Source organism: Enterobacter sp. EC_50 (assembly GCF_019584525.1).
Classification (GTDB): domain Bacteria; phylum Pseudomonadota; class Gammaproteobacteria; order Enterobacterales; family Enterobacteriaceae; genus Enterobacter; species Enterobacter roggenkampii.
In genome coordinates, this window is record NZ_VDAF01000040.1 from 1 (window position 1) to 22,647 (window position 22,647).

A 22,647-nucleotide genomic window follows, 5' to 3' on the forward strand; every position below is an offset into this window, starting at 1 on the left:
AATGTTTTATAACAGTAAGCGTCGGCATGGTTCGAGCGAGCAGATGCCACCGGCTGAATATGAAAACCTATATTATCAACGGCTCAGAAGTGTCTAGATTATCCGTGGCGATTCAACCCTCATATTCTATTAGTCTCGTTTTTATGTCCATTAAATAAATACCTTATGATAATTTTTATAAGGTATTTATATGGAAGCATGGCAATACAACGAAGATTGGAGCGAAGAAGAATTAACTAACGGTAGTTATGTAGGTTTCGTGTACTTGTTCCAATTTGAAGATAATACAAGCTACATAGGTAGTAAACAGATGTACAAGAGAGTTAAGGACATTAAGAAACTAAAAGATAATTCTGTAGAAAACGGATGGCGTGAGTACAGTTCAAGTTCAAAAATAGTTAATTCCAAGATTGAAGAAGGATTAAATTTTACTCGTACTATCTTGTGGGCTTTCCCTTCGATGAAAGAAACACTTTTTGTAGAAACAGCATTAATCATTAATGAAGGACTAAAAACGGGAAATCTAAACCTTGCTGTAATGCATAAGGCGAGATTACCGAGCGGTAAAGATGCGGTACGTATCCGTGGAATCCTTCAATCATTATATGAAATACTAAATTAAGGAATAGATATGGCTTGGAGAAACAGCAATAGCCCTAATGATATGAAGCGATTCATAAACGGGAATAGCCCAAAGATAGGACAAGAATTTAAAAAAGAATTAAGTAGCCGTATGCGTATAGTTGCACAGCACATTCAAAGGAAGATTGATAGTGATGTAGTAGGTGGTGGTGTCGCGTTTACTGGACAGAGTATGTACTTTAACTTTAGAAAGATAAGTGAGTTCAAGTCAGTTAACCAGATCATCTTACTACCTAATCAAGCATCATATCTAAAGTACGTTCTTGATCCGACATATAAGAATGCTAATGAAGGGAAGATCATACCGTATCAGAATGCTAAGTTAACTAAGCAAGGTAACATTACACAACTACGTTCAAGAACCAAGAGTGATAAATACAAAAAGGTGAAGATTAGGAACGGTAACACGTACTTAATCGACACTACCAAGAAATCCTCTAAACGTAATCCTAAACTGGCTCGTGAACAAAGGGTGATTGGTTATTATGGTTCCGTTGGTAGAAAACCATTGTTTGATTTCTATGATGAAACCGAAAAGCAAGTAATAGAACAATTAAGAACATTACGCGGTACGTTTGATTACCGTTGGAGGAAGTAAGATGGATAACTTAGAAAATTTCCCATGTTATGATCATTCTGTACTAACAGATTTTTCTTTTCAGACAATACAACCTGTAAGTGTTACCTTACCATATGATAAAGCACTATCTGGTAGTAAGCTCATAAAGAAGAAAGTAGATAAAACAAAAGGTGATTTAGTCGTATACAGTTTTCATCATCATACAACACCGAAAGTAGATGAGGATGATGTATTGATGGTTGAACTACTAAAAGAACAAGTAGAAGTGAAGGTACTATTATCTTACAACCACATCTTTAAAGGTCTTCGCGTAGTTTCTTGTGTTTGCCAAATACAATAAGGACTAATTATGATTGGTGTAATACTAGAACTACTATCAAAGGGTATGGATTTTTTCATTAAGAGAAAAACTATTCAATCAGATGTAGAAAAAACAAATGCCGAAGGGCAGATAGAAACTAACAAAGAAGAGATTGAAAAGGTATCATTCCATTGGCGTAATGCTCTTGGCTTTGTGATCACCTTAATCATTCTCTATAACTGGATCATAGTACCAGTACTTGATGGCTTTGGTATTGTGGTTATCCAAGTACCATTGGGACAACTACTCCAAGTAATATTGATTATGGTTGGTGGAAGCTAAGAAAGCCCCACAAGGGGCTTTCTTACATTGTTATTCTTTTGGTGGGGTATAAGAGAATGCACTTACGAATCGTTTATTTAACGCCCTATAATCAGCAGAACATTTTTTTACTATTTTTTCAAATTCGTCTTTAGATTCTATCCAGGTTTTTTTTCTAATGATACGACTCGTATGACCATCGATATCTAGATTAGAAAGCTTTTCTTCAATAAGTTCTCTTGCGTCCTCTAACACTCTTAAATATTCAATGTACTCTTCTTGATAGTTGCACTTCATATCCCACGAGCTTAAGCTGAAAATTGAAACTAATAATTCAACAGCTTTTTTTCTAACACTAGAGCATTGTACTAATAAATTACTATGTTCAACTTCCAGAGCTTTTTGGAATTCTTTGTTTAGCTCAGAACCATCCATGTAATTCAAGGCGAAATTCTTATAATTTGATTGTAATTCAAATAGTAGGTTGGTGATTAAATGCATATCCATTAATATTTCTTTTGCATGTTCAAAACCTTTATTTTTGACTTTGTCTTTTAACCAGTTACGTACACTCAATGCGGCAAGTAATGCTGATGCAGCAATTACTGTATCCATAATTGCCGATACAGTACCACTATCAAATCCATGTAAAAATAGTACATCACAGTATATTGCTATTAATACACCAATGCATATACACATTATATGTGAGAGCCTTATTTTCATCATTAGTTCTTTTATCTTCATTTATATAAATACCCTTATACAAATCGTATAAGGTATTTTATGGCAAGAATTACAAAAAAGGAATCAGCATTACACATTCAAGTAATGGATCTCATTCACTCAGATAAACAACTCTCACAAGATGATAAAGAGTTTATCTTCAACAACTACAAAGGCGATGGTATAGGTGCTACTGGTGCTTTCTTTACACCTGAAATGCTCGCATGGGATTTCATACTTGATGCTGGTTGCATTGGTGACTGTATCGAACTATGTGCGGGTATCGGTCGCCTCAGCTACTACCAGTACTTAAGAAACAACCCAACGCACATTACCTGCGTTGAACTCAATCCAGAGTACGTAATGATCGGGAAGAGGGTACTACCAGAGGCAGAATGGATCATTGGTGACGCTCTTCAGTACACCCCAGACCGTTTCTATGAAGTTGCCTATGGCAATCCACCTTTCGGTAAGATCAACACGTCAGAAGCGTACACAGGCTGTTATACAGGCTCTGAATTCGAATACAAGGTGATTGAACATGCGAGTACTTTCTCATCATATGGGGTATGGATAGTACCGCAAGGTTCAGCAGGGTTTAAGTACTCAGGCCATAGGTACTATGACGCTACGGTACAGACAGCCAAGTACCAGAAGTTTGTTCATGATACAGGGTACACGTTTCAACCAGGGGGGGGATTGATACCAGTATCTACAAGGACGAATGGAACGGTACGAAGGTAATCTGTGAGGTTGTGACGGTTGAGTACTAAAAATGTGATTTTAAGCAAGCGTAACGCTACATATTGTGTCTATACTTACTTATTGCACCACATGGTGTATTTCACACAGCAGGTAACTTGTATGGGTAAGAACCAACATGTAGTAACGCATCCTGATGGATGGGCTGTAAAAGGTGAAGGTAATGAACGAGCAACTTCTGTACATTCAACGCAAGCTGAAGCTATAGAAGCTGCTCGTGAGATAGCTCGACATCAACAAAGTGAATTGTTAATTCATGGACGTGATGGGCAGATTCGTTCTCGTGACTCATATGGCAACGATCCATATCCGCCTAAGGGATAAATATCAGTGAAGCAAAAGAGGCCATCGGCCTCTTTTTTTTGTCTTTTCAATAGATAACGTTGAGCGAAGATTAATCAGCCGGATTTTATTTCTTGATTTTTAGGGCAGCCCAGGGAGACGAAGCCGATTTTCGGCTGGTGCGTAACATTGCTCATAGGTTAAAAATTCATCAATTATGGAGTTATCAGGGCGGGATTTTACAGCGTATCGCGGGGGATTTATACACTCTTTGCACGGCGGATGCGTCGGGCCGAGGTTGTAACATTGTAAATAATGTTAATCAGTTAATAAAAATTGATCCCAGGCATTAAACTGTACAAAAAATGAACTTATCCTGACGATGCACCATGGCTGACAGAGGAGGAAAGAGCATGACCGTTGACAGACTTAAACGCGATCTGCTGAACAAGCTGATCAACGCCCGAATCGACCTGGCCGCGTACCTGCAGTTGAGGAAGGCAAAAGGGTATATGTCAGTCAGCGAAAGCGAACATCTGCGTGATAACCTGTTTGAACTTTGCAATTTCATGCGTGAAAAAGCACCGGCCCTGCAGGCGAACTACGGCGAAAGTGAAGAAGTCGCGTTGCGCCGCGCCGCCGAGGTGCTCTCCATTGCAGGGGTGTGTCTGATGAACGGACGCCACGACTGCCCGAATTTTATCGCCGTAAACGCGGAGAAGCTTGAAAACTGCCTGACAACGCTCTCTCTATGCATCATGTGCCTGAACGAGCACAAACAGCTTGAACAGCACTGATCCCGGGGGAGGCAACTCCCCCTTCTGATTAAGCTTTTGTAAAAGTGGTAACGCGCCCGGACGCAGTGGCTAATCTTTAAGCCATATGCCGATAAAGGAGCGCGTTATGCCTCGATCCTCGCTGATTTCCCTGCCTGCGTTATTCATTCCGTTTTCACTTCTTGCTGCGCCAGAGGCGGTTAAGGTCGAGGTGCTGCAAAACAGACTCGATCACCCCTGGTCCCTGGCGTTCCTGCCGGATAATAACGGGTTGCTGGTGACCCTGAAGGGCGGCCAGCTCAAACGCTGGCAGGCGGGAAAAGGGCTCTCCGATCCGATTGTCGGCGTACCGAAGGTCTGGGCAAACGGGCAGGGAGGATTGCTGGATGTGGTGCTGGCGCCGGATTTTGAAACGTCGCGCCGCGTCTGGCTGAGCTACGCCGAGGCCGGGCATGACGGCAAAGCCGGAACGGCGGTGGGCTTTGGCCGCCTGAGCGACGACTATTCCCGCATCGAGGGATTCCAGGTGGCGTTCCGCCAGATGCCGAAACTCTCAACCGGTAACCATTTCGGCGGACGGCTGGTGTTCGACGGCAAAGGCTCCCTCTTTATCGGACTCGGCGAGAATAACCAGCGTCCCACGGCGCAGGATCTGGATAAATTGCAGGGCAAAGTGGTGCGCCTCACTGAAGACGGAAAAGTCCCGCCGGATAACCCCTTTGTGAATACCCCCGGTGCGCGACCTGAAATCTGGTCTTACGGCATCCGCAACCCGCAGGGGATGGCGATGAACCCCTGGAGCGACACGCTGTGGCTGAACGAGCACGGCCCGCGCGGCGGGGACGAGATCAATATCCCGGAGAAGGGTAAGAACTACGGCTGGCCGCTGGCAACGCACGGCATTAACTACAGTGGTCTGAAAATCCCGGAAGCCAAAGGCGAGCACGTTGAGGGCAGCGAGAAGCCTCTGTTCGTCTGGAAAGTCTCACCCGCTGTAAGCGGCATGGCGTTCTACAACAGCGACGTCTTCCCGCAGTGGAAAAACAAGCTGTTTATCGGCGCGCTGAAGGAGAAGGACGTGATCGTGCTGAGCGTGGAGGGTAACAAGGTGACAGAGGACGGGCGCATTCTGGGCGACCGGGATCAGCGTATTCGGGATGTGCGGGTGGGGCCGGATGGGTATCTGTATGTCCTGACCGACGAGACGGACGGGCAGCTGTTGAAAGTCAGCCCGTCCGGCGCGTAATCAGGTAACCGGGATCATCACGACGTTACGGTACGCCGGGCGATCGCTCAGCTGTTTAAGCCAGCGCTCCAGGTGCGGGCGCGGCGTCCACTTCAGGCCCATGTTGGTCAGGTTCCAGACGAATGGCGCCACGGCGATATCGCCGGTGCCGAACGCCTCGCCGGAGAACCAGACGTGCTTCGCCAGCTCGTCATCCATCATCGCAAACAGATTTTCGCAGGCATCCTGCGCGGCGTGAATCGCGGGATAATCGCGTTCCGCTTCCGGCGTGCGGATAAGCCCCATCAGGATCACGCGGTGGGTTGGGGACAGCATCTGGTTCGCCCAGTCCATCCACTTTTCGCCCTGGGCGCGGCGGGCCGGGTTTTCTACCCACAGGCGGCCCTGACCGTACTGGGCGGCGAGGTAACGCACAATCGTGTTGGACTCCCAAAGCGTCGCGTCCGTTTCATCATCGCGCAGCAGCGGCACCAGGCCATTCGGGTTCATGGCCAGATAGTCGGCCTCCTTGTTCACGCCGAACGCCATGCCTGCCATGATTTGATTGAACGGTAAATCCAGCTCTTCCAGCGTCCAGAGCACTTTCTTAACGTTGGTCGAATTATTCCTGCCCCATAGCGTAATCATATTTACTCCCGATGAGATGTGAATCCGAATCAGCTTTTCGCCATGGTGAGATAAACCTAACAATTACGCAACAGAAGACAAAAAAATCGCCTTAATCAAAGCGTATATGAATGTTATTGCATAAACTTTAATAACTTTACCCTCGTTGGGTTTCTTTAACGGTTTTAGTGCGCTATTACTCATCGCTTCTTGCGACACGGTGATGTGACGTAATTTTTGAATGGACACTCGGGTGGCATTTATGACGCGTAAAATGACTTCTCTGCGCAGCCTGGCGGCAGGCTCTGCGCTTCTTTTCCTGTTTGCACCAACGCTCTACGCAGCTGAACAGGCTGCGCCCGAAGCGCCGCCTGTGGATGCGCGCGCCTGGATCCTGATGGACTACGCCAGCGGTAAAGTGCTGGCGGAAGGGAATGCGGATGAGAAACTCGATCCGGCAAGCCTGACCAAAATCATGACCAGCTATGTGGTAGGCCAGGCGCTGAAAGCGGGCAAGATCAAGCTGGACGATATGGTGACCATCGGGAAAGACGCCTGGGCGACCGGCAACCCGGCCCTGCGCGGATCTTCCGTGATGTTCCTGAAGCCAGGGGATCAGGTCTCCGTTTCCGATCTGAATAAAGGGGTGATTATTCAGTCGGGAAATGATGCGTGCATCGCGCTGGCCGACTACGTTGCCGGCAGCCAGGATTCTTTCATTGGCTTGATGAATGGTTACGCGCAGAAGCTGGGCTTAACCAACACCACGTTCAAAACGGTTCACGGCCTGGATGCGCCGGGCCAGTTCAGCACCGCGCGCGACATGGCGCTGCTGGGGAAAGCGCTGATCCACGACGTGCCGGATGAATACGCCATCCACAAAGAGAAAGAGTTTACCTTCAACAAAATTCGCCAGCCGAACCGCAACCGCCTGCTGTGGAGCAGCAACGTCAACGTGGACGGGATGAAAACCGGCACCACGGCGGGTGCAGGCTATAACCTGGTGGCCTCCGCGACCCAGGGCGACATGCGCCTGATTTCGGTAGTGCTGGGCACCAAAACCGACCGCATTCGCTTTAACGAATCAGAAAAACTACTGACCTGGGGTTTCCGCTTTTATGAAACCGTGACGCCGATTAAACCGGATGCCACGTTCGTCAGCCAGCGCGTCTGGTTTGGTGACAAGAGCGAGGTGAACCTGGGCGCCGGTGAGGCGGGCTCGGTAACCATTCCGCGCGGCCAGCTGAAAAACCTGAAGGCCAGCTACACTCTGACCGACCCGCAGCTCACCGCCCCGCTGAAAAAAGGCCAGGTGGTTGGGACGATTGATTTCCAGCTTAACGGTAAGTCGATTGAACAGCGTCCGCTGATTGTGATGGAAGCGGTGGAAGAGGGCGGCTTCTTCAGCCGGATGTGGGATTTCGTGATGATGAAATTCCACGGGTGGTTCGGCAGCTGGTTTAGCTAAGTTTTTGCCGGGTGGCGCTGCGCTTACCCGGCCTACGTTCGAGCCGTTGTAGGCCGGGTAAGGCGAAGCCGCCACCCGGCATAACCTCAATACATCAACTTCACCTGCTGCGCTTTCGCGTGGGCCACAATCTCGTCGTCCGGGCGGCAATCGCTGACGATGGCATCGAACTGCGCCAGCTCGCCCATTCTTGCCGGACGCACCTTACCAAACTTACTGTGATCGACCACCAGCACATGGTACTGCGCGGCGCTCAACGCCCAGTGCTTGACCGGTAATTCTTCCAGGTTAAAGCAGGTTGCCCCCTGACGCACATTGACGCCCGCGGCAGAATAAAACGCGATATCCGGGCAGAGGTTGCTGAGCGTGTCCTGCAGGTTGAGCGGCTTAAAGATCGCGTTGCTGGCGTGAAACTCACCGCCACAGAGGATCACCCGGCACTCGGGTTTCTCCTGAAGCGCCAGAAAGGTGTTCAGGGAATAACAGACGGCGGTAAACGGAATGCTGCTGTCGATGGCTTCGATAATCCACGGCGTGGTGGTACCGCAGTCAAAAAACAGCGTCTGGTGCGGCTGTACCAGGGAAGCCGCAAGCCGCGCGGCTTTGCGTTTCTCTTCCACCAGGCGCGTCTTCTGGTCGCTGATCAGATAATGGCTGGCGCTACGCGGCTCAAGCACAATGTATCCGCCCAGCAGCACGACGGGCGCGCTCTCGCTGTTCAGATCCCGACGAATGGTCATCTCCGAGACGCCGAGGAGGTTGGCGGCTTCCTTAAGATGCAGCTTATCGCTGCGCTTCAGCGCCTGTAGCAGCTGAGCAATGCGGTCATCGCGACGTGTTTCCATAGTTCCTCGGCATAAAAAAATGAACCCCCGCAGGGCGGGGGTTCAAGTGTAACCTGTCAGGTCGGGGTTAGTCACGTATCCAGCCTTTGCGGATCGGGATGGCGAAAATGGCGCGATAGAGTGAAGAAAGCGCACGGTAGAGCGCTTCCCCAATGAGGCTCCACAGGATAGCCGCGCTCACGCAGCCAATCAGCCCCACCAGGAAGCCACCCACCATATCCAGCGGCCAGTGGACGCCCAGATACACGCGAGACCAGGCGATGGCCACAGCGACCACCATCAGCACCGCACCCGACCACAGGCGATGCCAGAACAGGAAGGCCAGTGCGAAGGTGAAGATCACCGTACCGTGATCGCTCGGGAAAGAGTCATCCGGCGCATGGTGCAGGAAGGTATAGCCGACGTGATCGACAAACGGACGATCGTGCGGGAACGCATGGCCCAGAATGTAACTTGCCAGGACGCTTACGCCGAGAGCCATCGCCACTTTGATTACAAGCTTGCGCTGCGCTTTCACCTGGCTACGAGGTCCCCACAGCCAGAGGATGGCTGCCAGCGCGGGCACGATACTGATCAGATCTTTTGCCAGAAAGGTGGCGAAGTCGATCATCCACTCGGGCGAGGCCGGGGTGGCGTTGATCAGATAAAACAGCTGATAATTCAGATTCTCTAGCATAGCGTTATCACTCTTTAGCAAACCGGGTGGAAACCAGCCCGTAGACTGCCACCTGGGAAAACCAGACCCACCACCCGGCCCACAGGTTGTGAGAGAAAAAATGCGCCCCGCGCATGACCTGACCGAAGCCCATCGCCAGACCCAGCAAAATGCCGAGAACGACAAAGCTCCAGGCCAGACGCGGCCGCTCGCGCCAGAAGGCAAAAAACAGTCCCATCACCATAAAGCCGCTGGAAGAATGGCCGCCGGGGAAGCAGCGCCCCGGGCCGCTGTCCGCTGGGACGGCGCTGAACAGGGGATAGGACATCGCCTTACCGCCATATTCCACCAGGTCCCACGGGCAGCTGTGATGGCTCATGCTTTTCAGCACGCCCACGACCAGCGCGCCAAGCCCCATCAGCAGCGCCGCCGTAACCAGCCTCGCGTTACGCTTGTACGCGCCGTAAAACAGCGCCACGGCGCCTAAAGCGATGGCAATGTACTTCGCCAGACGATGGTTGAGCAGATCCAGCAGGTGGTCTTTCTGCAGCGGGAAGCTCTGCGTCGCCGCGTCATACCAGAAGCCGGTGATCCATCTGTCGAGCGCTTCATTGCGCGATAGCCACGTAAACACCACGGCAAGGACTATCAGTATGAAAAGCTGATAACCATAAAAGCGGGACGGCAAGCGGTAAAGGCGTTTTGTCTTATTTGTCTGTAACTTAGACAATTCTGAACGGCTGGAGGTGAGTGACATAATTTGGGGTCGTTGACGAGTAATGGGGCTATCATAAATCTGTCAAATTAAGGAAACCTTAAACGAAGACGATATGTGCTTTATTTCTGTTTATCCTCGATAAATCACTATCTCGGGCTGCGGCATTTCATTACACTCGTCGCGATTTTGTCATTATAAAGAGATTGCATGTTAAACCGTTCTTCTTCAGGTTCACGTCTGGGTCGTCAGGCGTTGCTTTTCCCCCTGTGTCTGGTGCTCTACGAATTTTCTACCTATATTGGCAACGATATGATCCAGCCCGGTATGCTGGCCGTGGTGGCGCAGTACAACGCCGGAATTGAGTGGGTACCGACCTCCATGACCGCCTATCTGGCCGGCGGCATGTTTTTGCAGTGGCTGTTAGGCCCGCTGTCGGATCGTATTGGCCGTCGTCCGGTGATGCTGACGGGCGTGGTGTGGTTCATCGTCACCTGCCTTGCCACGCTGCTGGCGCAAAATATTGAACAATTTACCCTGCTGCGTTTCCTGCAGGGGGTGAGCCTGTGCTTTATCGGCGCCGTGGGGTATGCGGCCATTCAGGAGTCGTTTGAAGAGGCGGTGTGTATCAAAATCACCGCGCTGATGGCGAACGTGGCGCTGATCGCTCCCTTGCTCGGGCCGCTGGTGGGCGCCGCATGGGTGCATATGGCCCCCTGGGAAGGGATGTTTGTGCTCTTTGCCGTTCTCGCCGCCATCGCGTTCTTTGGCCTGCACCGTGCGATGCCGGAAACCGCCACCCGCATCGGCGAGAAACTTTCGCTGAAAGAGCTGGGTCGGGATTACAAAGAGGTGCTGAAAAACGGCCGCTTTGTAGCGGGCGCGCTGGCGACCGGGTTTGTTAGCCTGCCGCTGCTCGCGTGGATTGCCCAGTCTCCGGTCATTATCATCAGCGGTGAAAAGCTCAGCAGCTACGAGTACGGTCTGCTGCAGGTGCCGATCTTTGGCGCGCTGATTATCGGTAACCTGGTGCTGGCGCGTCTGACGTCACGCCGCACCGTGCGTTCGCTGATTATCATGGGCGGCTGGCCGATTGCGGCAGGGCTGATTCTGGCGGCGGTGGCAACCGTCGCGTCATCTCACGCTTATTTGTGGATGACGGCGGGGCTGAGTATCTACGCCTTCGGGATTGGCGTGGCGAACGCCGGGCTGGTGCGCCTGACGCTGTTTGCCAGCGAGATGAGTAAGGGCACGGTCTCCGCGGCGATGGGGATGCTACAGATGCTGATTTTTACCGTCGGTATCGAGGTGAGCAAGCATGCCTACGCGATGGGCGGTAACGGGCTGTTCAGCCTGTTTAACCTCGCCAATGGCGTGCTGTGGGTTGGCCTGATGGTGGTATTCCTGAAAGACAAGCGCGTCGGAAACGCTCTGCAACCTTAATTCTTATGCCCTCTCCCTGTGGGAGAGGGCTAGGGTGAGGGCACCAGACCGCACGCGGTCAATTAAACGGTGCCTCCCCGTTCAACACCTTCTCAATCACATCCAGCACGCCTTCCTCGTTATTGTGCGGTGCTTCAAAACGCGCTGCCGCTTTGATATGCGGTCTGGCATTCGCCATCGCAAAGCTGAACCCGGACTGGCGCAGCATCTCCATGTCGTTGCCGCTGTCGCCGAAGGCCACCACGTCGCTGTTCTCTATCCCCCAGCGCTGTTGCAGGATCCGCAGGCCGTTGGCCTTATGCACGCCGGGGATAATGAGGTCGATACTGCCGTGACCGGTGGTGACGGGCACCATGATGTCGCTGAGCTTTTCATGCAGCAGCGCCTGAATACGCGGAATTTCATCATCGGACACGTTGAGTCCGAACTTGAAGAAAATATCGTTCAGGTTGTCGAAATCGCTGACCATTTCCAGACGGTGATAGTACTTCGCCGCGATGGCCTTAAAGCCCTCGTCATAGCACTTGAGAGTGTAGGCGCTGCTCTTCCCGCAGGCGATAATCTCAATGCCCGGCACGTCGTTTAAGACGCTCGCGACGGTCTCGAAATGGGCTTTCGACAGTTCACCGTTGAAGACGTCTTCACCTTCGCTCACGACCCAGCCGCCGTTTTCGGCGACGAATGAAATTTCATGCGCAATCTCCGGGAAAAAGGAGATGAGCTGGTAGTACTGGTTGCCGCTGGCGACCACGAAACGAATGCCTTGCGCCTTCATGCGCGCGTACTGCGCCAGAAAGCGCGGGCGATTGTAGGTCTTGGCATCGCTCAGGAATGTGCCATCCATGTCGACGGCGATCAGTTTAACGCTCATATCCCTTCTCCAGTGTCGTTTGATTCGTTTCCGGCTTTGCCACCGCGCGCGCCACCAGCGCCGCGATGATAACCAACCCTAACACCACCAGCATGGCGCTGCGCAGCCCGTAGTGCTCCCCGAGGAAGCCGAGCAGCGGCGGCCCGACCAGGAAGGCGAGATAGCCCGTGGTTGCCACCACGCTGACGCGCGTCGGGGCATCCGGGCCGGTATCGCTGGCGGCAGAGATGGTCAGCGGGAAGCCGAGGGATGCGCCCAGCCCCCAGAGGATCACCGAGACGCCGGCAATCCAGTCCACATCCACAAAAATTATCATCGCGATACCCAGCCCGCCGAGCAGGGCGCTGGCGCGCACTACCGCCACGCGGCTGTAGCGGTCGATAAACCAGCCGCCGGTGAAGCGCCCGACGGTCATCCCCAGCGTAAACCCAGCGTAAATCAGCGAGCCGGAGGTCGGGCTAAAGCCGTGACCGTCCACCATCAGCAGCGGCAGCCAGTCGTTGGCGGAGCCCTCCGCGAACGCCATCGCCAGCACCACCACGCCAATCAGCATCAGCTGGAAATCGCGGTAGAAGGGCAGCCCTTTTTCGGCAGAATACTGTTCGTCCGCGGAGTTTTTACCGGTGCCGTCCGGGATGGCCCGGATGCCGGTCAGAATGGGAATGATGCACACCAGCGCCGCCAGCAGAATATGTAGATTCGCGCTCACGCCAGTGGCCGTCAGCGCCATCCCCACGCCCGCACCGGCCAGCGTGCCGAGGCTATAGAAGCCGTGCATCATTGGCAGCACGGTTTTGTTCATCTCGCGTTCGACCGCTGCTCCTTCCACATTTATCGCCACTTCCGCCGAACCAAAGCTGCCGCCAAACACCGTCAGCCCGAGGGCAAACAGCACCGGTGAGGCAAACCACAGCGCCGCGCTCAGCACCATCATCCCGAACACCGCGAAGCACATGGTGGTGCGGATCACCGCTCGCGTACCGAAGCGCTTTACCAGCCAGGCGGAGCAGAGAATGCCGCTCATGGAGCCTATCGACAGGCCGAACAGCACGATGCCCATTTCCGCGGTAGAGACGGACAAAATATCGCGAATGGCGGGCGTGCGCGTGGCCCAGGAGGCCATCAGCAGACCGGGAATGAAGAAGAACATAAACAGCGCCCACAGGCGGAGCTGCAGGGCTTTGCGGGGAGAGGTCAGCGTCATCGGGATAGCACCAGAAGTACAACAATAGCGACAACACTAGCAAGTTTGTGTACATTTGTACACAAACCAGGTGAGGAATTGATGAGCAGACCACCCAACGATCCGCATCGCCGGGAGAAGATCCTGCAGGCGACGCTCGACACCATTGCTGAACACGGTATTCACGCCGTCACGCACCGTAAAATCGCCACCTGCGCGGGCGTGCCGCTGGGGTCGATGACCTACTATTTCGACGGCATGGAGCCGCTGCTGGAAGAGGCCTTCACGTGGTTTACCCGCCAGATGTCGCAGCAGTACAGGGATTTCTTCGCGGGCGTCACCGGGCCGGAAATGGCGTGCGAATCTATCATCACGCTGATCCATAGCTCGCAGGTGACGACGCCGCACAACATGGCGCTGATGTATCAGCTTTACGCCTTTATGCACCGCAGCGCGGCGCTGAAAACGGTGATGCAGGACTGGATGAAGATGAGCCAGACCACGCTGGAGCAGTGGTTCGACCCGGTCACCACCCGCGCGCTGGACGCATTTATTGAAGGGATGACGCTGCACTATGTCACCGACCGGGCGCCGTTAAGCCGGGAGGAGATTCGGGCGATGGTGGGGAGGATTGCGGGCATTACACCGTTAAATAAAGAAAATTAGTTCATATTTTTCAATGTATTACGATTTTTCTCCATATTGACAATCCGGACCTAACACGTGACTATCCACCGCGGTGGTTATTTACTGTTCAGTGGTTGAGGTTGGCGTTGGGTGAAAAAGTAAGTACCTGGTTCGTGCAGGTCAGTCTGGCAAAAAAGAGAGCGTTGTTAGTACTGTTGATTTTGGTTCAGGCGAGTCTGCTGATTGGGCATCTGCTCTACCAGCGCGGCTATGTGGAGGATAACGCCGCACGTATCCTTCGCAATACGGCCATACTCCAGTCCCAGCAGTTTGATACCAGCCTTAACGCGATGCGCTACCAGATGCGCTTTATCGGGAATGCCTTTCTGCTCAACCATACGGTCACGCCTGAAAACGCGCAGCCATTCCTGCAAGGGGAGCTCAAGCGTGCCTGGCTGGATGGCGTTGTCGTCTTTGATGAAGACGGTGATTTTCTCAGCAGCCGCGCGCTATTTCCTTTTGAGCGCGCTCTGGACGCCTCTACGCTTGCGCAGGCCAGCTTTCGGCAGCACCCTCTGTTTACTGATTTTCGCCGGGATGAAGTTACCGAAAGTTTGTTTTACTGGCAGAGCAACAGCACGGATAAAAACATGTTGGGCTTCGTGATGTTCCGTGCAGTGCGCGACGCACATGGTCGCTTTCTAGGTGGTGCGTTGGGTTTCTTCAATGGTAACACCATGAACGATATGTTTCGCAAAATGGAAGCGCAGGGCTTCGATTTAGGTCAGGGTGGGGCGATGGCGGTCCTTGATCGTGACAATGCGGTGCAGCTTGCCCGTATGGGGGCGAATGACGGTTCGCAATTGAATACCTCCGACCCGCGCCTCGCGAAGCTGCTGGAATACGCAAGCGATACCGCACAGGTCCAACGATATACTTCTCCGATTGATGGCGTTGAACGTATGGGAGTATTTCTTAACCTCAACGAACGCAAATGGGTGCTTGCCGTCGGGCTGGCCAGAAAAGACGTGCTGCACGGCTGGTATTATCAGGCTCTGTGGACGGCGCTGGCGATTCTGGTTATCTCCATTACGCAGTGGTTTCTGATGCATTACATCCACGTCAACGCCCTGCAGCGGGCGCGTTTCCAGCAGGAGGCGCGGCTCGATCCGCTCACCGGGCTGGCAAACCGTCGCCAGTTTGATGAGTGGTCTTTGCGGGCCTGCAATCTTGCCCGTCGGCATCAGCAGCCCCTGTGCCTGATGAGCATGGATCTGGATTTCTTCAAGCGTATTAACGACACCTGGGGCCATGACGGCGGCGATGCGGTGCTGAAGCATATTGGCAACGCGCTTCCGGCACTGGTGAGAGGCAGCGACATTGTCGCCCGCTTCGGCGGGGAAGAGTTTGTCGTGGCAATGCCGCAGACCTCTCTGGAGACGGCCGCTGAGATCGCCGAGCGCGTACGGATGAGCCTTGCCAGCCAGAACGTCGACTTCAACGGGCAGACGATCCGCTTCACCGCCAGCATGGGGCTCGTATGCATGACGCCGGATGAACTGGAGATTGAACATGGCGTGCAGTCAGCCCTGGCGCGAGCCGATCGTGAGCTTTATCGTGCAAAACGTAAGGGGCGCAACCGGGTCTGCGTGGCGAGCTAGCGGGCGGTTGTTTTCTCCCGGCGTTCAGGGCCCGCCGGGCGCTGGCCCTGTCGTCCACCTGAGGAAGAATTATTTTTTCAGGATATTCTTCCCGCTGGCGTCCACCACCGCTTCGCCATTTTCTTTCGTAAACGCTCCTTTCTGCGCGTCCGGCAGGATGTCGAGGACGACTTCAGACGGGCGGCACAGGCGGGTGCCCAGCGGCGTCACCACAATCGGACGGTTAATCAGGATCGGGTGTTGCAGCATAAAATCGATAAGCTGGTCGTCGGTGAACTTATCGTCGGCAAGGCCGAGCTGTTCATAGGGCTCCACGTTTTTACGCAGCAAATCGCGCACCGAAATGCCCATATCGGCAATCAGGGCGGTCAGCGTATCGCGCAACGGTGGAGTTTCCAGATAGAGAATAATCTCTGGCTCCGCGCCGCTGTTGCGGATCATCTCCAGCGTGTTGCGCGAGGTGCCGCAGGCGGGGTTGTGGTAAATGGTGATGTGGCTCATATCAGTGGCTCATTACAGTGTGAAGGAGAGACGTAGCGCCAGGGCGGCGAGCGTCACAAACAGGACCGGCAGCGTCATGATGATGCCCGTCCGGAAATAGCCGCCCCAGGTAATCGTCATGTTTTTCTGCGCCAGCACGTGAAGCCAGAGCAGGGTGGCGAGACTACCAATAGGCGTGATTTTTGGCCCCAGATCGCAGCCAATCACGTTGGCGTAAATCATCGCGTCCTTTATCAACCCTGTTGCCGTGCTGCCGTCAATGGAGAGCGCGCCAATCAGCACCGTGGGCATATTGTTCATTATGGATGACAGGAACGCGGTGATGAACCCGGTTCCCAGCGTGGTGGCCCACAGCCCGTGTCCGGCCAGGCTGTTCAGTACGCCTGTGAGAGAGTCCGTCAGCCCGGCATTACGCAGGCCATACACCACCAGATACATCCCCAGCGAGAAGATGACGATCTGCCACGGCGCGCCGCGCAGCACTTTTCCGGTATTTATCGCATGTCCGCGTTTTGCGACAGCGAATAAAATCAGCGCGCCGACGGTCGCAATGGCGCTTACCGGAATGCCGAGAGGTTCAAGCACGAAGAAACCGACGAGCAGAAGGAGGAGGACGATCCAGCCCGTTCTGAACGTCGGGAGGTCGTGAATGGCCCGCGCAGGCTCCTGGAGTTTCGCCAGGTCATATTCTGGAGGAATTTCCTTGCGAAAGAACAGGTGCAGCATGACCAGCGTTGCGGCAATCGCGGCGATATCCACCGGGATCATCACCGAAGCGTACTCGCTGAACCCCAGCGCGAAGAAGTCTGCCGAGACGATGTTGACCAGGTTGGAGACAATCAGCGGCAGGCTGGCGGTATCGGCGATAAAACCTGCCGCCATCACAAACGCCAGCGTGGCCTGTTTGCTGAACCCCAACGCCAGCAGCATGGCGATGACGATAGGCGTGAGGATCAGCGCCGCGCCGTCATTAGCAAACAGCGCTGCGACGGCTGCGCCCAGCAGGATAATCCAGGTAAACAGCAATCGCCCCCGACCTTTCCCCCAGCGAGCGACGTGCAGTGCTGCCCACTCGAAAAAGCCGGACTCATCCAGCAGCAGACTGATAATGATAACGGCGATAAACGTTGCCGTGGCGTTCCAGACGATATTCCAGACTACCGGAATATCGTTAATGTGAATCACGCCGCTAGCCAGCGCCAGCACGGCGCCGATAGTCGCGCTCCAGCCGATACTCAGTCCTTTGGGCTGCCAGATGACCAGCACCAGCGTAAACAGAAAAATTGCCCCTGCCAGAAACATCGCTTACTCCGTTATATCTGTTTTTGTGAATGTGTTTTGATTAGCACGAACCCGGAAGCCGGTTTTTCAGCTTCATACGCGTCTCTTCCCGCAGGCAGTTCCAACTGGTGTCGATAACGGCTGCCGCCCATGCAGGCATGTTGGGAGAGAGACGGTAATGGACCCACTTACCCTCGCGACGGTCGATCACCAGCCCGGACTCGCGCAGCAGCGCCATGTGGCGGGAGACTTTAGGCTGAGATTCGGCGGTGGCGGCGCAGAGATCGCAGACGCACAGCTCGCCCGCTTCGCGGAGCAGCATGACGATGGCGAGCCGCGTTTCGTCGGAGAGGGTTTTGAAGAGGTGGAGTGGGTGGAGCATGGGTGTTCCTGCAGATGTGATTTTTATATGTGTTTAATCATATATGTTTTGGTGGCGAGAGAGAAGATAAGATTAGAGGAAGGGGTTTTTCAGACAACAAAAAACCCATTTATATAGACGGGTTAGTGAAAACAATGAGTTGTACGATAATCAATAAGTTAGCTTGGTGGTGAGAAGTGACGATTACGGGGTATTGCCAACCGCTGCCGCCACTTTGTCGCCACTTGGCAGGTGGTTACTGGTCCCTGATAGCCAGTAGCCCCCAAGAGAAAACTTCTTTGGCATCGCTTATCAAACCATCCGCTATAAATTGCTGTGTCTCAGCCCATTCCATGTCACTGACATAGTGTACAAGTGTGTTTGTCTGGATTGGAATTTCTTCAAATTGCTCGATTCGACGTTTGAAGCTACATTCAGGATCTGAACAACGGCATGTGCGTCTTATATCATCTACTCTACAGAGTAAAAGTGAGTAGGGGGTCTCAAGCGGTGCACAGTAGTCAACTCGATAGTTATGAGAGCGTGTTGGCTGGATGTTATGAAGAGGATCTAAAAGCACAACATTAAAAATTTGGTTCTCATCCCAAAAGCCTACAACTCTACCAAGGGCAGTAGATATCTGAAATTGTAATAATGGGTATTCTTCGTCATTTTCAAGGTAGTCAGAGTCAATCCAGGTCAACTGGTTACGTTGTACGGGGATATTTCTTTGTTCCCAGTTTATTGAATGATAGCGCCATGCCTCTCTTTCGGCCCCACTGGTAATAAAGCCTTTGACATCTTTTTGGGAAAGCTCGGATAATTTTCCAATTAGTGAAACAAACCAGCCTGAATCGGTACGATCTAACCCAAAATTCTCAATTTGACGCCAATAACGAAAAGAAAACGCCCACTTTCTTTCGGGTGCGGAGGGCGTTTTAGGGGTCTGTACCGCTGTCGGCTGATTTGTCCCTAATGAAGGGCGAAAGGCTTTCACCATGGTTATTAATTCAATCGGCTACGGTAAAAATCTCTAGTTATGTTGCGATCAATGACTACCTCGCAACGTGCTGACGGTCTGTAACCCTCACGAGCCTTAATCCATGGCTCTTCTTTATGGGTCATATCTTCAAGTTGTGCACCAGAAAAAGCACCATAGACTTCAAGAACGCCATCAATATGAGCTGCGGCAGCGGCTGGAATAGATGAAAGATCAAATCCAGGAGTGCAATCTGCAATCGTGATGTCCGAATACAGTGATTTTGTAGAAGAGAATCGGTTATAAATCGCACGGCTTACTGGGCCGTGAATCCACGCTTGAAACCCCTCATCCACTAACTTTTCATCAAAAAAAGCCAGATACCAAGCATCCGCGTAATACGCCAATTTTTGCAGCTTCAAATTAGACATAGTTTCGCCTGAAGCTGAGATTTTTGTGATGATGTAATCACATAGTTGATTGATATTTATCATTATTTATCCCCTTAACTTGGTGTCTAGGTAGCCAAATTTTTTAGAGAAATCAGCTGCTAAGAATCTTTGAAAACCAAGCTAACTTATAGTGGCATACATAGTTGAATAAATCGAGATTCAAACGTGCTAAAACGCGGTGAGTGCGTATGAGCGGTTCTTCCAATTTAAGCAGTTATCATGGTAGCTAACGGGTTAAAACGTAGCGCTGTCTCAAGGTGATCTGGTGCCAGGTGGGCATAACGCATGGTCATTTTTATGTCGTGGTGACCCAGGATTTTCTGAAGGGCAAGTGATGTTCCCGCCTGACATCATAAAGTGTACTGCAAATGTATGGCGCAAGACGTGGGTTAGCTGCCCGCGTGGTAGCACGATGGAAGTTTTATCCATCACTGCCAAAAACTGAAAGTAGCAGTCGGTGAAAAACTTGAAGCCGTCCATAGCAATGAGTTCTTCATACAGCTCTTTGCTGATCGGGATGCTGCGGTTCTTTTTGCCTTTTGTCCTGACGAAAGTGATTCGATACTTAGTTACCTGGGAACGAGTGAGATTCACAGCTTCGCGCCAGCGTGCCCTGGTGCTCAGACAGATTTTTACAACCAGAGCGAGCAGGGCGCTTTGGCGTTGGCAGTCATAAAGTAGCTCTGTGATTTGTTCATGCGTCAGCCAGGCCATTTCCTTTTCGGCAATCGTGAACTTGCGCATGCTTTCCAGCGGGTTTGGTGCCGTCCATTCTCCAAGGCGGGCCAGCTCGCTAAAAACAATGCTCAGATAGCTTTGTTCAAGGTTGATAGTTACCGGGCTGGCACCTTTCTTCCACTTCTCACTGAAATAGATTTCACACGTCAGGCGTTTGTCACGGTAATGTGCGAATAATTTCGAGCTGAGATCAGTAGCAATAGGGTTTCAGAGTGCATAGACCATCAGGATCAGCTTGTCGTAAACATGCTCGCCAGCGGTCAGAGATTTGCCGTGCAGCTTGAACTAGAGTTCAACTACGTCTTTCAGAGTTCGGCGAGCTACCGATTCACCCAACCAGGGCTTAGCCTCCGTCTCTTCCATTGTGTGGCGTTCAAAAGCCAGTGCTTCGCCTTTGGTAGCGAACTGCTTACGCACACGCCGCCCGTTGCGTCCGGCGGGGTAGCATTCACAAATCCATTTTCCTGTTTCGAGTTTTCGTACTGCCATAAAAAAGCCCTCATGTCTGAGGGCTAAATTTAACTGTATATAAAAATCGTGATTAATGTATGATTACGTGAAATCACCTATGTCAGGCAACAACGAGTTCTTCGTTTGCAACCTGCGCGGCTGAGCGTTCATTCTCAATTGCGAGAGACTCTCTATATTCTTTGGCATCTGCAAACATCGTCCAATGTGCATCGATATTCATATTGGCTACAGTTGATTTAATATCTTTAATGCCCACATTAAAGAATTCTTTCCGAGAATTAACCTTGTTAACTTGTTTTCCATTAAATACTTTATGCAAGTGATTCTCTAATGATGGTGCATCGTCACTGTAGATCATTGCATGTACATCAAAGGCGAATGGAACACTGGCATCACTAAGTTCACGAACACGGTCTAGAGGTTCGAGGCGTCGCGTCATGCCAATTTTATAAACATTTTCGCCGAACGATCCTATATTACTAATTACATAGACATGACCTGAGCGTGTTTGTTGAGCCATCGAAATTGCACGCTGGTTTTTGGCTTCAGCCTCTTCGAATTTAATTTGTAATTCAGCCAGTTTCTGCTCAAGGGCGAGTCGTTGCTCTTCACCTGCAAGCATCAGCTCTTTAGTAGCCTTATCTATAGCCTGCTGAATTGTTTTCTCTTCTTTCTCGGCTTCTTTTATCGCTCTTTCATATTCTCGACGTGCTTTTTCTTCTTCGCGCAACTGCTCTTTGATGCGCCTTTGTTCTTCTTTTTCTTCGAGCATAATTTCATTAACTGCAACGCCCCATTTCAGTTCGTTGAGTCGGGCCTGTAAGAATATATCAGTGATCTTAGCCGACCTAAAAGCTGAGCCGTTATAATTTACAAGCTGAAATGCGTCTTTAATTTCCTGGGAAAGTTTACCGTAATTGTTATGTTTGATTTTAGAAAGTGTACTATCAACTTTGCCATTGAACGCATCTAATACAAATTTTATCGCAGTATTACGTCTATTCGGTTCGACATAATCACAACTTGCCGCTTTGCTCGTTTTAATTAGTGATTTTGTTAACTCTCTGGCTTTTTGTAGCTCTCTGCCTGCATCAGTAAATTCATAATTCTCTGCTAGTTCATCCAGAACGCTTCGGTTTGGAACAATCCATTCATCACCGTACCCTTCAATTTTATTTTTCATTGACTTGGCCACAGCTTGGTAGGTTTCTGCAAATTCTTTTGCTTCATATGCAGAGCCGGCGATTTCTTTTGCTCTAATCTCTGCATCAGCGACTATTTTCATTGCATTATCATTAGCATTGGAGATTAGCTCATCGGCCCTACTATTGGCGTTCTCCAATCGTTCCTTGGCTTTTAAACGAGCATCGCGAGCATCTTTAGTTATTACAACTGCTTCGTTATTGGCATTACTTATCGTTAGTCGGGCTTGGTTATTTGCTTCAAAGACGATGCTGGATGCTTTAAGTTGTGCTTCATTCACTGTGTTTTTAGCAATCGAGTCTGCTGTTTTTATCGTCTTTTCTGCATCCAGAACGGCACTATGCAGTTCTTCATATTGCCACAGAGGAGCAGCTCTTCCTTCCAGCTCTGAGTGCTCTCTTATAGCGTTCGTTAAATGTTTTTGGCTTTCACTTAGTTCATTCGAAAGAGCTATCTTTTGATGATTAAGTGCCTCGATCTCTGTCTTATGTTGTTTGCTCTTCTTGAGCAAAATAAGACTAAGGATGGGGGCGAGTAAGGCCAAAAGCAAAACTACAACAAGAAACAAATCCATTTCTAAATCCTTTTACCTAATCAGTGTGAAACTGTTGTGCTTCTTATACATGCAATAACTTCTATACAAGAAAAAGCACACTAAAAACTATTTTCTGCAGTAGAAACTTTAATCATGCCTTTCTGCAGTCTTGTAATCAGTCTAACGGAATAGGTCCCATCAATATTGATCAACCAGTGCGCATCTAACACTTCCGTGAATTTTTGACAACTGATATATGTAGTACGACCATCACTAACAACAATCGGAGATGAAGATTGATAGGGGCTTTGTTGAATAAATCAGATTTCGGGTAAGTCTCCCCCGTAGCGGGTTGTGTTTTCAGGCAATACGCACGCTTTCAGGCATACCTGCTTTCGTCATTTTGTTCAGCGCTC

At 51.1% G+C, this 22,647-nt stretch carries 26 protein-coding genes and 1 pseudogene; 12 read left to right on the forward strand and 15 right to left on the reverse strand.

The features are described 5' to 3' along the window. Positions 1–190: 190 nt before the first annotated feature. Genes FHC48_RS21975 through FHC48_RS21990 form a run of 4 tightly spaced genes read left to right on the forward strand, consistent with a single transcriptional unit; the run spans position 191 to position 1,865 of the window. Positions 191–622: a hypothetical protein gene (locus tag FHC48_RS21975; protein WP_059363519.1), complete on the forward strand. Its 432-nt coding sequence runs from the start codon at positions 191–193 to the stop codon at positions 620–622. A gap of 9 nt (positions 623–631) precedes the next feature. Further along, a complete protein-coding gene (locus tag FHC48_RS21980; RefSeq protein ID WP_059363522.1) occupies positions 632–1,240 on the forward strand; it encodes a hypothetical protein in 609 nt (202 codons plus the stop codon). Between the two features lies 1 nt (position 1,241). After that, positions 1,242–1,562 (forward strand): hypothetical protein, encoded by a 321-nt coding sequence (locus FHC48_RS21985; protein ID WP_119312031.1) that lies wholly within the window; start codon positions 1,242–1,244, stop codon positions 1,560–1,562. Between the two features lie 9 nt (positions 1,563–1,571). Continuing rightward, positions 1,572–1,865 carry a hypothetical protein gene (locus FHC48_RS21990; protein WP_059362895.1) on the forward strand — a complete coding sequence of 98 codons (294 nt, stop codon included), beginning with the start codon at positions 1,572–1,574 and terminating at the stop codon, positions 1,863–1,865. A 30-nt stretch (positions 1,866–1,895) separates the two neighbouring features. Here the strand turns inward: FHC48_RS21990 and FHC48_RS21995 are convergent, their stop codons facing one another. Beyond that, the gene (locus FHC48_RS21995) at positions 1,896–2,591 is read right to left on the reverse strand and encodes a hypothetical protein (RefSeq protein ID WP_059362892.1); all 696 of its coding nucleotides are present in this window, start codon (positions 2,589–2,591) and stop codon (positions 1,896–1,898) included. A gap of 39 nt (positions 2,592–2,630) precedes the next feature. Between FHC48_RS21995 and FHC48_RS22000 the strand changes: the two genes are divergently transcribed. The 4 genes from FHC48_RS22000 (at position 2,631) to FHC48_RS22015 (ending at position 5,636) form a co-directional block, all read left to right on the forward strand. Next, entirely contained in the window at positions 2,631–3,314 is a 684-nt protein-coding gene (locus FHC48_RS22000; protein WP_227028254.1) for a methyltransferase, read from the forward strand. Between the two features lie 120 nt (positions 3,315–3,434). Beyond that, positions 3,435–3,656: a DUF2188 domain-containing protein gene (locus tag FHC48_RS22005; RefSeq protein ID WP_072051591.1), complete on the forward strand. Its 222-nt coding sequence runs from the start codon at positions 3,435–3,437 to the stop codon at positions 3,654–3,656. Positions 3,657–4,027: 371 nt separating this feature from the next. After that, positions 4,028–4,411 (forward strand): biofilm formation regulator BssR, encoded by a 384-nt coding sequence (gene bssR / locus FHC48_RS22010; RefSeq protein ID WP_021240947.1) that lies wholly within the window; start codon positions 4,028–4,030, stop codon positions 4,409–4,411. 106 nt (positions 4,412–4,517) lie between these two features. After that, complete coding sequence (locus tag FHC48_RS22015) at positions 4,518–5,636, forward strand: PQQ-dependent sugar dehydrogenase (protein ID WP_059362890.1); 1,119 nt, start codon at positions 4,518–4,520, stop codon at positions 5,634–5,636. Here FHC48_RS22015 and FHC48_RS22020 read toward each other — a convergent pair whose 3' ends face one another. Then, a complete protein-coding gene (locus tag FHC48_RS22020; protein WP_059362888.1) occupies positions 5,637–6,263 on the reverse strand; it encodes a glutathione S-transferase family protein in 627 nt (208 codons plus the stop codon). Positions 6,264–6,504: 241 nt separating this feature from the next. On the opposite strand from FHC48_RS22020, the gene dacC reads away from it, so the two are divergent. Next, on the forward strand, positions 6,505–7,710 hold the full coding sequence (gene dacC / locus FHC48_RS22025) for a serine-type D-Ala-D-Ala carboxypeptidase (RefSeq protein ID WP_008501207.1): 1,206 nt from the start codon (positions 6,505–6,507) through the stop codon (positions 7,708–7,710). A gap of 86 nt (positions 7,711–7,796) precedes the next feature. Here dacC and deoR read toward each other — a convergent pair whose 3' ends face one another. The 3 genes from deoR to FHC48_RS22040 all read right to left on the reverse strand — a co-directional run bounded on the left by deoR (position 7,797) and on the right by FHC48_RS22040 (position 9,967). Further along, on the reverse strand, positions 7,797–8,555 hold the full coding sequence (gene deoR, locus FHC48_RS22030; RefSeq protein WP_023292922.1) for a DNA-binding transcriptional repressor DeoR: 759 nt from the start codon (positions 8,553–8,555) through the stop codon (positions 7,797–7,799). Positions 8,556–8,622: 67 nt separating this feature from the next. After that, on the reverse strand, positions 8,623–9,231 hold the full coding sequence (ybjG, locus tag FHC48_RS22035; protein ID WP_021240944.1) for an undecaprenyl-diphosphate phosphatase: 609 nt from the start codon (positions 9,229–9,231) through the stop codon (positions 8,623–8,625). A gap of 7 nt (positions 9,232–9,238) precedes the next feature. Continuing rightward, positions 9,239–9,967 (reverse strand): phosphatase PAP2 family protein, encoded by a 729-nt coding sequence (locus FHC48_RS22040; protein WP_021240943.1) that lies wholly within the window; start codon positions 9,965–9,967, stop codon positions 9,239–9,241. 168 nt (positions 9,968–10,135) lie between these two features. On the opposite strand from FHC48_RS22040, the gene FHC48_RS22045 reads away from it, so the two are divergent. Continuing rightward, positions 10,136–11,368: an MFS transporter gene (locus tag FHC48_RS22045; protein WP_021240942.1), complete on the forward strand. Its 1,233-nt coding sequence runs from the start codon at positions 10,136–10,138 to the stop codon at positions 11,366–11,368. A gap of 58 nt (positions 11,369–11,426) precedes the next feature. Here FHC48_RS22045 and FHC48_RS22050 read toward each other — a convergent pair whose 3' ends face one another. After that, entirely contained in the window at positions 11,427–12,239 is an 813-nt protein-coding gene (locus FHC48_RS22050) for a Cof-type HAD-IIB family hydrolase (RefSeq protein WP_119312034.1), read from the reverse strand. Beyond that, positions 12,229–13,443: an MFS transporter gene (locus FHC48_RS22055; protein ID WP_059361969.1), complete on the reverse strand. Its 1,215-nt coding sequence runs from the start codon at positions 13,441–13,443 to the stop codon at positions 12,229–12,231. Before FHC48_RS22055 ends, FHC48_RS22050 begins: the two co-directional genes overlap by 11 nt. 81 nt (positions 13,444–13,524) lie before the next feature. Between FHC48_RS22055 and FHC48_RS22060 the strand changes: the two genes are divergently transcribed. Continuing rightward, entirely contained in the window at positions 13,525–14,088 is a 564-nt protein-coding gene (locus FHC48_RS22060) for a TetR/AcrR family transcriptional regulator (protein ID WP_059361971.1), read from the forward strand. Between the two features lie 164 nt (positions 14,089–14,252). After that, a complete protein-coding gene (locus FHC48_RS22065; protein WP_227028255.1) occupies positions 14,253–15,710 on the forward strand; it encodes a GGDEF domain-containing protein in 1,458 nt (485 codons plus the stop codon). Positions 15,711–15,779: 69 nt separating this feature from the next. On the opposite strand, the gene arsC is transcribed toward FHC48_RS22065, so the two are convergent. The 8 genes and pseudogenes from arsC to FHC48_RS22105 form a co-directional block, all read right to left on the reverse strand. Further along, positions 15,780–16,211 (reverse strand): glutaredoxin-dependent arsenate reductase, encoded by a 432-nt coding sequence (arsC, locus tag FHC48_RS22070; protein ID WP_059361975.1) that lies wholly within the window; start codon positions 16,209–16,211, stop codon positions 15,780–15,782. 12 nt (positions 16,212–16,223) lie between these two features. Beyond that, entirely contained in the window at positions 16,224–17,513 is a 1,290-nt protein-coding gene (locus FHC48_RS22075) for an arsenic transporter (RefSeq protein ID WP_021240936.1), read from the reverse strand. Positions 17,514–17,553: 40 nt separating this feature from the next. After that, positions 17,554–17,874, reverse strand: a complete 321-nt coding sequence (locus FHC48_RS22080; RefSeq protein ID WP_008503437.1) for a metalloregulator ArsR/SmtB family transcription factor — start codon at positions 17,872–17,874, stop codon at positions 17,554–17,556. A 235-nt stretch (positions 17,875–18,109) separates the two neighbouring features. Next, positions 18,110–18,853: a hypothetical protein gene (locus FHC48_RS22085; RefSeq protein ID WP_063930476.1), complete on the reverse strand. Its 744-nt coding sequence runs from the start codon at positions 18,851–18,853 to the stop codon at positions 18,110–18,112. A gap of 5 nt (positions 18,854–18,858) precedes the next feature. After that, positions 18,859–19,326, reverse strand: coding sequence for a Panacea domain-containing protein (locus FHC48_RS22090; RefSeq protein WP_039029590.1), 468 nt, complete (start codon positions 19,324–19,326; stop codon positions 18,859–18,861). Positions 19,327–19,490: 164 nt separating this feature from the next. After that, positions 19,491–20,511: pseudogene (locus tag FHC48_RS22095) on the reverse strand (tyrosine-type recombinase/integrase). A gap of 82 nt (positions 20,512–20,593) precedes the next feature. After that, complete coding sequence (locus FHC48_RS22100) at positions 20,594–22,270, reverse strand: DUF4041 domain-containing protein (protein WP_045334002.1); 1,677 nt, start codon at positions 22,268–22,270, stop codon at positions 20,594–20,596. A gap of 80 nt (positions 22,271–22,350) precedes the next feature. Next, a complete protein-coding gene (locus tag FHC48_RS22105) occupies positions 22,351–22,548 on the reverse strand; it encodes a hypothetical protein (protein ID WP_310572871.1) in 198 nt (65 codons plus the stop codon). Between the last annotated feature and the right edge of the window lie 99 nt (positions 22,549–22,647).

Coding starts and splice junctions, on each gene's coding strand:
- FHC48_RS22085 (WP_063930476.1), bottom strand. CDS start 18,853: ATGGTGAAAGCCTTTCGCCCTTCATTAGGGACAAATCAGCCGACAGCG.
- FHC48_RS22060 (WP_059361971.1), top strand. CDS start 13,525: ATGAGCAGACCACCCAACGATCCGCATCGCCGGGAGAAGATCCTGCAG.
- dacC (WP_008501207.1), top strand. CDS start 6,505: ATGACGCGTAAAATGACTTCTCTGCGCAGCCTGGCGGCAGGCTCTGCG.
- FHC48_RS22000 (WP_227028254.1), top strand. CDS start 2,631: ATGGCAAGAATTACAAAAAAGGAATCAGCATTACACATTCAAGTAATG.
- FHC48_RS21985 (WP_119312031.1), top strand. CDS start 1,242: ATGGATAACTTAGAAAATTTCCCATGTTATGATCATTCTGTACTAACA.
- FHC48_RS22040 (WP_021240943.1), bottom strand. CDS start 9,967: ATGTCACTCACCTCCAGCCGTTCAGAATTGTCTAAGTTACAGACAAAT.
- FHC48_RS22020 (WP_059362888.1), bottom strand. CDS start 6,263: ATGATTACGCTATGGGGCAGGAATAATTCGACCAACGTTAAGAAAGTG.
- arsC (WP_059361975.1), bottom strand. CDS start 16,211: ATGAGCCACATCACCATTTACCACAACCCCGCCTGCGGCACCTCGCGC.
- FHC48_RS22005 (WP_072051591.1), top strand. CDS start 3,435: ATGGGTAAGAACCAACATGTAGTAACGCATCCTGATGGATGGGCTGTA.
- FHC48_RS22100 (WP_045334002.1), bottom strand. CDS start 22,270: ATGGATTTGTTTCTTGTTGTAGTTTTGCTTTTGGCCTTACTCGCCCCC.
- FHC48_RS22050 (WP_119312034.1), bottom strand. CDS start 12,239: ATGAGCGTTAAACTGATCGCCGTCGACATGGATGGCACATTCCTGAGC.
- FHC48_RS22015 (WP_059362890.1), top strand. CDS start 4,518: ATGCCTCGATCCTCGCTGATTTCCCTGCCTGCGTTATTCATTCCGTTT.
- FHC48_RS21990 (WP_059362895.1), top strand. CDS start 1,572: ATGATTGGTGTAATACTAGAACTACTATCAAAGGGTATGGATTTTTTC.
- FHC48_RS22045 (WP_021240942.1), top strand. CDS start 10,136: ATGTTAAACCGTTCTTCTTCAGGTTCACGTCTGGGTCGTCAGGCGTTG.
- FHC48_RS22080 (WP_008503437.1), bottom strand. CDS start 17,874: ATGCTCCACCCACTCCACCTCTTCAAAACCCTCTCCGACGAAACGCGG.
- bssR (WP_021240947.1), top strand. CDS start 4,028: ATGACCGTTGACAGACTTAAACGCGATCTGCTGAACAAGCTGATCAAC.
- FHC48_RS22055 (WP_059361969.1), bottom strand. CDS start 13,443: ATGACGCTGACCTCTCCCCGCAAAGCCCTGCAGCTCCGCCTGTGGGCG.
- ybjG (WP_021240944.1), bottom strand. CDS start 9,231: ATGCTAGAGAATCTGAATTATCAGCTGTTTTATCTGATCAACGCCACC.
- deoR (WP_023292922.1), bottom strand. CDS start 8,555: ATGGAAACACGTCGCGATGACCGCATTGCTCAGCTGCTACAGGCGCTG.
- FHC48_RS22090 (WP_039029590.1), bottom strand. CDS start 19,326: ATGATAAATATCAATCAACTATGTGATTACATCATCACAAAAATCTCA.
- FHC48_RS21975 (WP_059363519.1), top strand. CDS start 191: ATGGAAGCATGGCAATACAACGAAGATTGGAGCGAAGAAGAATTAACT.
- FHC48_RS21995 (WP_059362892.1), bottom strand. CDS start 2,591: ATGAAGATAAAAGAACTAATGATGAAAATAAGGCTCTCACATATAATG.
- FHC48_RS21980 (WP_059363522.1), top strand. CDS start 632: ATGGCTTGGAGAAACAGCAATAGCCCTAATGATATGAAGCGATTCATA.
- FHC48_RS22075 (WP_021240936.1), bottom strand. CDS start 17,513: ATGTTTCTGGCAGGGGCAATTTTTCTGTTTACGCTGGTGCTGGTCATC.